This window comes from Burkholderia sp. A9 (assembly GCF_000801975.1).
In genome coordinates this window covers 47,054-54,860 of sequence record NZ_JSZN01000025.1, presented here as the reverse complement: position 1 = coordinate 54,860, position 7,807 = coordinate 47,054, and the positions used below count along the sequence as shown (strand labels likewise).

Sequence of the window (7,807 nt, the reverse complement as noted above, 5' to 3'; positions counted from 1 at the left end):
CGGCGATAGACGATCACGCTTTTCACCGCTTCGCAGCCGCCCATCGCGATCGCTTCGTCGGCGATGCTCTTGAGCGGCAGCGTCTTGCCGCCGCGCGCCTGCTCGTCGGCCGTGATCAGCGCGACCGCGCCGACGTCGACGAGCCGCTCGTTCAGCGATTTCGCGGAGAAGCCGCCGAACACGACCGAGTGCGTCGCGCCGATGCGTGCACAAGCCTGCATCGCGACGATGCCTTCGATCGACATCGGAATATAGATGACGACGCGATCGCCCTTGCCGATCCCGCGCTTCTTCAGCGCGTTCGCGAAACGCGATACGCGCGCGAGGAGATCGGCATAGGTGACGCGGGTGACGGTGCCGTCGTCGGCCTCGAAGATCACCGCGACGCGCTTGCCGTTGCCGGCTTCGACGTGACGGTCGAGGCAGTTGTACGACGCGTTCAGTTCGCCGTCGTCGAACCACTTGTAGAACGGCGCGTCGCTCTCGTCGAGCACCTTCGTGAACGGCTTGTGCCAGCTGAGGCCCTCGCGTGCGAGACGCCCCCAGAAGCCTTCGTAATCGCGCTCGGCTTCGGCGGCCAGCGCACGGTAGGCCGGCATGCCGGAAATGGTCGCGCGCGCTCGCGTGTCGGCTGTCGGTTCGAAGATCCGGCGCTCCTGAAGGATCGATACGAGGGCGGTCAAGGTGTTCTCCATGGGAATCGTAGGGTGGGGCGTGACGGTAGAAACGCAACTTGCATGCCAATCGCGCCGGTAACCGGCTGGCACCGCGTGCGTACGCGTTGCCGGGCGGTGATCGCAGTTCGCTATGGACTGCAAATCATGGTCGGATCGAACGCGCGACGTCGTTTCCGTGGCGTGCGTTGCGTCGAAATGCAGCAGCGGGTGTTGCAGGTGACAACACGGCGAACGATGATCGGCGTGCGCGACGCCGACCGGACGCGTGCTATGCGATGAACGAACGCAGTATGCCGAGCCCGTCGGACGCGCGCAGGCGGGCGAGCGCCGATGCCTCGATCTGCCGCACGCGTTCGGCGGACAGGTTCAACTGACGGCCGATGTCGCGCAGCGAGCATCCTTCGTCCGTGTGCAACCCGTAGCGCAGCCTCAGGACCATCGCCTCGCGCGGCGGCAGCCGGTCGATCGCGCAGGCGATCGCGTCCCGCAACTGCGCGGCGCCGGCAGCGTCTTCGGGCGACGGCGTCGACACGTCCGGCGCGACGTCGGCGAACGTCATGTCACCTTCCGGCGAGACCGGCACGTCGGCCGACACCGGTTCCTTCACGATCGCCATCAGGTCGCGGACTTTCTCGACCGGCTCGCCCATGTGCGCGGCGAGTTCCGCCGGCGTCGCGGCGGTGCCCGCGCGCTGCCGATGGTCGCGCGCAATCCGCGTCAGCTTGTTGAGCGCGTCGACCGTATGGGTCGGCACGCGGATCGTGCGTCCGAGGTCGGCGAGCGCATGCGTGATCGCCTGCCGGATCCACCAGGTCGCATAGGTGGAGAACCGGAAGCCGCGCCGGTAGTCGTAGCGCTCGATCGCTTTCAACAGGCCGATGTTGCCTTCCTGGATCAGGTCCGCGAACGGCAGGCCGCGATCGGGATAGCGCTTCGCGATCGACACGACGAGGCGAAGGTTCGCATCGAAGAGTCCGGTCCGCGCCGGCTGCATCGCGCGTTCGATCGCACCGAGGCGTGCATCGAGCGACGCGGTCGCGCCGGGCGGCAGCTCCGGCGCACCGGCACCGCGCACAAGCGCGTCGCGCGCATCGACGAGCGCGGCGGCGTGCCGTGTCAGCACCGGCTCGCAGCACGGATGCGCGGCGATGCACGACGCGAGCCAGCCGGCATGGTCGTCGTCGGCCACACGCGCGAACGACGGCGGCGCACCCGCTTGGGCCAGCAGCCGCTCCAGCCGGCCCCGCAACGCGCCGTGCCGGCGTGCGCGGGCGCGCAACGGCTCGCTCATCCGCTCGAGCGCGCGCGCGGACAGGCGCAGCGTGCCGAGCAGCGCGGCGGCGTCGCTGACTTGCGTGCGGTACGCGGAACAAGTGGTGCCACCGGCCGCGAGTGCCGCGCGGATGCCATGCGCGAAGGCATCGATGCGGGCCAGCCGCGCCAGCACTGCGTCGCGCCAGGCCGAATCCTCCGGCGGCGTGTCGTCGTCGCGCGCGGGTTCGCCGGTGGCGGCCGGTGAGGCCCCCGCGTGCGTGTTTGCGTCCGCGGTAGTCGCATCGTCGCGCACGCCGTCGTCGAGAAAGATCACGTAGGTCGATGCGGCGGCCCGGCATTCCGCGATCTCGGTGCGGATCGCCACCAGCGCGTCGAGCGCATCCGGATCGCCGCACAGCACCGTGACCGACGCCGCGCGGCCACGCTCGATCCGCTGCGCATGCGCGAATTCCTCGTCGCGCGTGAGGAGCGGCGTCGAGCCCATCTCGCGCAGGTACAGCCGGACCGGATCGGTCGTGCGCGGTGCGAGCAGGTCGGCCGCGGCGAGGGCGCCGGCGCCGTCGACCCATGCGCGGGCGGGCGGCGCGGGGCGGAAGTAGCGCTCGAGCGTCCAGCCGCCTGACGTATCCGCACCGTCGCACACCGCGATGCCGAGTTCGCCGAGCACCGCGGCCGCCGTATCGATGCCGCTGTCGTTCGCGTCGTCGTCCGGCAGCGCATCGATGATGTCGCCGCGCGTGACGAAGCCGCGCGACAGGCCGGTTGCGATCAGTGCGTGCAGATGCGCGACGGCGTGCGGCGGCGCGCCGTCGTCGCTGCCGGCCGCGGGCGCCGCGGCGCGCCGCGCCGGCATCCCGTCGCGCGCCGCGTCACGCGCGCTTGGCATAGACGTTGCACCAGCCGTCCGCCGCGACCGACTTGCCGCCAAACATCGGACACGTGCCGGCGGTGTCCGATGCGTCGCCCTTGTAGAAGCGGCAATTCGCGCAGCGGTCGCCGGCCTGGTACTTCGGGAACTTCGCGGCGTCGACGCTCGCGGCACGGGCGCGATAGCCGAGCGTCTTCGCGGCGGCGTCGTTCTCGTCGACGAGCGGCGGCGCCGCGAATGCCGGGCGCGCGGCGGCGAGTGCCGCGCACAGGCCGAGGGTGTTGACGATGAAGGTTCTGCGGGAGGTCGGGTGCGTCACGGTCGTTTCCTGGTGAAGATGAAATCGTGTGGAAGGGTGCGGCCCGCGTCGTGTGGCGAAGCTGCTTGCCCGGTGTTACTGGCTGGCGTCCTTGTGTGCGGCGGGACCGGCGACGAGCGGCGCGGTCGACGCGCGCGCGGTATCGGCCGTCAGCTTGGTCTTGCCGCCGACATAGCCGTTCGATGCGAGCAGGAAGGCCATCACGTCCGCGTATTCTTCGTCCTTCAGCTTGCCCGGCTGATCCGCCGGCATGTTGGTCGCCATGTAGCCGAACACGCCGCCGATCGTCAGGTGCGAATGCGACAGCGGCGCGAACGACGGGCCGCTCAATGCGGGCGCCGTGTCGCCTTCGAGGTCGGCGCCGTGGCACTTCGCGCATGCATTGCCGTAGATCTCCTTGCCATGCGCGGCCTGCGCGGCGTCGAACGCCGGCGCGGGATCGCCGGTGCTCGCGCCGACGCGGATGAAGCCGCCGCCGGCCGGCACGCCGCGCGCGCGCAGGATGCCGCCGGTCGCGCGGCCGGCGGATGCCGTCGCGCCGTCGAGGAAGCGCGCCGGCGTGCGCGATTCATGCGACTCGTGCGCCTCGAGCGCGCTGCCGGGCAGCGCCCACTTGCGGGTCAGCGCGGCGAGCCGGCCGTCCTGCTTCATGCGCGCGAGGGCCGCGTCGATGCGTTGCTGCAGCGCGGCCGAGCGCGCGGCGAACGCGAACGTCAGTTGCCAGTCCGCATACGGCGACGACGTCGCACCGATGCGGAACGCCTGTTTCGGATGCGCGGCCTGGTAGGCGACGACGGCCGGATACCAGACGATCGCGCGGTGCGCGCGGCCGCTCGCCACGGCGGCGACCGTTTGCTCGGACGTGTTCTCCAGATCGAAGCGCGCGTTCTTCTGCTGGACCGCGATCAGCTGCGCGGGGCTCGCGTAGGTGGCCGCGACGATCTCGCGGTCGGTCGACGGCGCGGTGGCGTCGCGGCGCGTGACGCTCACGTAGCCGGAGCGCAGATAGCCCTGCGAGAACAGCAGCTTCGTGTCGGACGCGTCGGCGATGGCCGAGCGCGGAAAGCCGGTGAGCACGTCGCAATCGTGTTCGAGGATGCCGGCGAGTTCGTGCGCGGACACGCCGTCGTCGTCGTTGCCGCCGGCGTCGTGCGCGGCGAAGGTCGCGGCGATGCCGGCCGTGCGGAACACCTCGCGCGCGACGGCCTTGTCGAGCGCGGCCGTCGGCGTACCGGGCAGCGAGCAGACGCGCACCGGCGTCGCGGCGGCGGACAGCGCCGGGGTCAGCGCCGTGCCTGCCGCGAGCGCACAGGCCACGGCGAGGCGGGAAAGTCGAATGTTCATGATGTACGCTCGGTTGGAAAGCGGAGAGGGCGCCCGCGCCGGCGGCGCGGGCGCAATGCGGACGGCCGGTAACGATCAGCCGCGGTCGAGGGCGAACACGTACAGCGTGCCGCCGCGCGGCACGTCGTCGGCCGCCTTGGCCATCGGGCCGCCCCAGATCGGATTCGCGCCGCCGTAGCCGGCGAGCACGGCGACGTACTCCTTGCCGTCGACTTCGAATACCGACGGCTGCGCGATGATCCCGCTCGCGAGCTTCGGGCTCTCCCACAGCACCTTGCCGGTCGACACGTCGAATGCGTACAGGTGGCCGTCGAGCGAGCCGCTGAACGCGAGGCCGCTCGCGGTCGTCGCGACGCCGCCGTTCCACGGCAGCTTGCTCCAGTGGCTCCACACCTTCTTGCCGGTGTTGACGTCGATCGCCTGGAGTTCGCCGTAGCCTTCGCTGCCCGGTTCGGGCTTGATTTCGAAGCCTTCGCCGAGATACGGCAGCCCTTCCATGTAGTTGACCGACTTGCCCGACAGGCTCATGCACGCATGCAGCGACGGCACGACCGCGAGATGGCGCTCGGGGTCGTACGACACCGACCACCAGTTCTTGCCACCGAGGAAGCTCGGGCACGTGTCGATCGTCGTGCCGACCTTCGGGTACTTCGCGGGATCCTGGATCGGCGCGCCGTCTTCCGTGTAGCCGGTGACGGACGTCGCCCGCACGAACGGCTCCGCGTAGATCAGCTTGCCGGTGTCGCGGTCGAGCGCGTGGAAGTAGCCGTTGCGGTCCGCGTGGATGATCGCGTCGTGTTCCTTGCCCTTGTACTTGATGGTCGCGAGCACCGGCGTGTTGACGCCGTCATAGTCCCAGGTGTCGTGCTTCGTATACTGGTAGTGCCACTTGAGGTCGCCGTTCTTCGGGTCCAGCGCGAGCAGCGAATCGGAGTAGAGGTTGTCGCCCGGGCGCAGGTCCGCGAGCCACGGCCCCGGGTTGCCGACGCCCCAGTACAGCGTGCGCGTCGCCGCGTCGTAGGTGCCGGTCAGCCAGGCCGGTGCACCGCCGTGCGCCTGCATCCCGTCGGGCCAGGTATCGGCGTGCTTCTCGCCCTGGCCGGGGATCGTGAAGCGCTTCCACAGAAGCGTGCCGTCGTTCGGGCTGAGCGCCGCGATGAAGCCGCGTGCGCCGTATTCGCCGCCCGAGCTGCCGACGACGATCGCGCCGTCGAGCGCGAGCGGGGCGAGCGAGAACGCGTAGCCGAGCCCCGGTTCGAACATCTGCTTCTTCCATACCAGTGCGCCGGTCTGTGCGTCGAGCGCGGCCACTTCGCCGCTCAGCATCGCGACGTAGACGTTCTTGCCGTACAGCGCGACGCCGCGGTTCACGACGTCGCAGCAGGCGGTCTTGAACGACTCGGCTCCGAGCTTCGGCTCGTATTTCCACAGTTGCGCGCCGGTGGCCGCATCGAACGCGTACACGTTGTCCTTCGGCGTGGTCACGAACAGGTAGCGACCGTTGACGATCGGCGTGGCTTCGAAGCCCTGCTTCAGCTCGGCCGGAAACTTGTAGCTCCACGCCTGCGTGAGCTGCTTGACGTTCGACGGGTCGATCTGCTTGAGCGGCGAATGCGCCTGGCCGTTGTAGGTGCGGTAGTAGGTGAGCCAGCCCGGATCGCGTTGCGCGTCCGTGAGCCGCTGGTACGTGACGGCCGGATAATCCGCGGCGGCGTCCACCAGGCCGGGATTCAAGACGATGGCTGCTGCTGCCGCGATGCCGATCGTTGCCAGTCGGCTCGTCGAAGCCGAGAGTTTTTTCATGGTTGTCTCCTGAGTCATTGTGGTCGCACCGCGGCCAACACATGGCCGGGCCGGCGGGGTGGGGTTCCGGGTCCAGTGCGCAGCCAGTTACGCAAATCGCATGCCACTGCGGTGCGAGCCGCGCCACGCAAGGCACAGCGGCCGATTGCGCGCGCTGCGGCGACGCCGGTGCGGCGGCGTGGGTGGTCCGCGCCTGTTGCGTTCGGGGACAGCCGCGGGCGGAGTGTTGCGAAAGATGACAGTGCGCGGGCGGGTGCGGCGCGCGCGACGCACGGCGCGCGGTGCGTGACGAATGGCGACGCTCTTCCAGGTGTGCTTCGTGAGCGCGTCGAGATGCGACGGCGGAAAGGTGATCGTCGACGACGGACGAATCCGATATTCTGTTATCCGATGCGACTGACGCATCGCGGCGGACGACGCGCACCGGGATGCTCGATCGATCCGGGCGACGATCACGTGCACGGCGGCTTGAACAGCGTGCCACTGATCCAGATTGACACAGGTGCAACAGGGGTGGCACGAACTGCAACAGGTGCGTGGCCGCGTGGCGGCTTCGACCTGCAGCCGACCAGGCGATGTGCGCATCGGCATGCTTCTTGCGGTTCGAAACGGGAACGATTCCGCGCAGCGAGAGACCGCCATGCATGTCCCGATTTCGTCTGAGGCTACTCGCAGGTCCGCTCGCCGCCGCGTGGCCGCGCTCGCGTATGGCGTCGCGCCTGCCGGCCCGTATCTGGAGACGATCGAGACGCCGCAGGCAGCGCGCACACGCGAACCGCTGCACGCCGTCGCGCTGATCGTATTCGCCGCGCATGCGGCCATCATGGTCGCGCTCTGGCATGCATTCGTGCCCGATCTGCGACCGATGCTGCCCCGTGCGCTCGACGTCGAGGTGGACGCGAGCGCATCCGCGCGTGTTGCCGCGCCGGGCGTGCCGCGTCGCGCGGAGGTCGCGCCGTCGGTCCCGCCGGCGCACGCGTATGCGAGCCGCGATGCGGTTGCGCACCGGGAGAATCCAGCGAACCTGCCGGCGCCTCGGCAGGTCGACCATGCAAAGCCTGCGCGCTCGCCCGTCACCACCGCCGCTGCCGCAGTCGACCGGCCGGACAATGTGGGCCCGCGCGCCTTGCCGGCACCGGCACCGCCGGCCGCTGCACACGCTTCGGCGGAAAGCGCGGTGGCGCCCGTACGCACGGCCCCCGCCGCACCGCCCGCGGCCGAATCCGCACCCATAACCGCGCCGCGCTTCGCGGCTGCCTATCTGCACAACCCCGCACCCGATTACCCGGACGTCGCGCAGCGACGCGGCTGGGAAGGCACCACGTTCCTGAACGTGCACGTGCTCGCGAGCGGCCTGCCCGACCAGGTCCTGCTGTCGGCAAGCAGCGGACACGATGCGCTCGACGACGCGGCCGTCGCGGCGGTCAGGGACTGGCGCTTCGTACCGGCGAAGCGCGGCGCGGAATCGATCGACGGCTGGGTCAGGGTGCCGGTCGTGTTCAAACTCGGAAACTAAGGAAT

Annotated in this window: 6 protein-coding genes; 1 reads left to right on the top strand and 5 read right to left on the bottom strand. The window is 69.9% G+C overall.

Going from position 1 to position 7,807, the window contains the following annotated elements; genetic code table 11:
- The 5 genes from PI86_RS12065 to PI86_RS12045 all read right to left on the bottom strand — a co-directional run.
- Window positions 1-695: AMP-binding protein (locus PI86_RS12065; RefSeq protein WP_039322442.1), on the bottom strand; the 695-nt coding region annotated here is incomplete at its 3' end.
- A gap of 250 nt (window positions 696-945) precedes the next feature.
- Entirely contained in the window at window positions 946-2,805 is a 1,860-nt protein-coding gene (locus PI86_RS12060) for a sigma-70 family RNA polymerase sigma factor (RefSeq protein WP_039322479.1), read from the bottom strand.
- A 16-nt stretch (window positions 2,806-2,821) separates the two neighbouring features.
- Entirely contained in the window at window positions 2,822-3,139 is a 318-nt protein-coding gene (locus tag PI86_RS12055; protein WP_039322439.1) for a high-potential iron-sulfur protein, read from the bottom strand.
- Between the two features lie 75 nt (window positions 3,140-3,214).
- Window positions 3,215-4,483, bottom strand: a complete 1,269-nt coding sequence (locus PI86_RS12050; protein WP_039322436.1) for a c-type cytochrome — start codon at window positions 4,481-4,483, stop codon at window positions 3,215-3,217.
- Between the two features lie 75 nt (window positions 4,484-4,558).
- On the bottom strand, window positions 4,559-6,286 hold the full coding sequence (locus tag PI86_RS12045) for a methanol/ethanol family PQQ-dependent dehydrogenase (RefSeq protein WP_039322433.1): 1,728 nt from the start codon (window positions 6,284-6,286) through the stop codon (window positions 4,559-4,561).
- Between the two features lie 640 nt (window positions 6,287-6,926).
- On the opposite strand from PI86_RS12045, the gene PI86_RS15700 reads away from it, so the two are divergent.
- Window positions 6,927-7,802, top strand: a complete 876-nt coding sequence (locus tag PI86_RS15700) for an energy transducer TonB (protein ID WP_235362748.1) — start codon at window positions 6,927-6,929, stop codon at window positions 7,800-7,802.
- The last annotated feature ends 5 nt before the right edge of the window (window positions 7,803-7,807 follow it).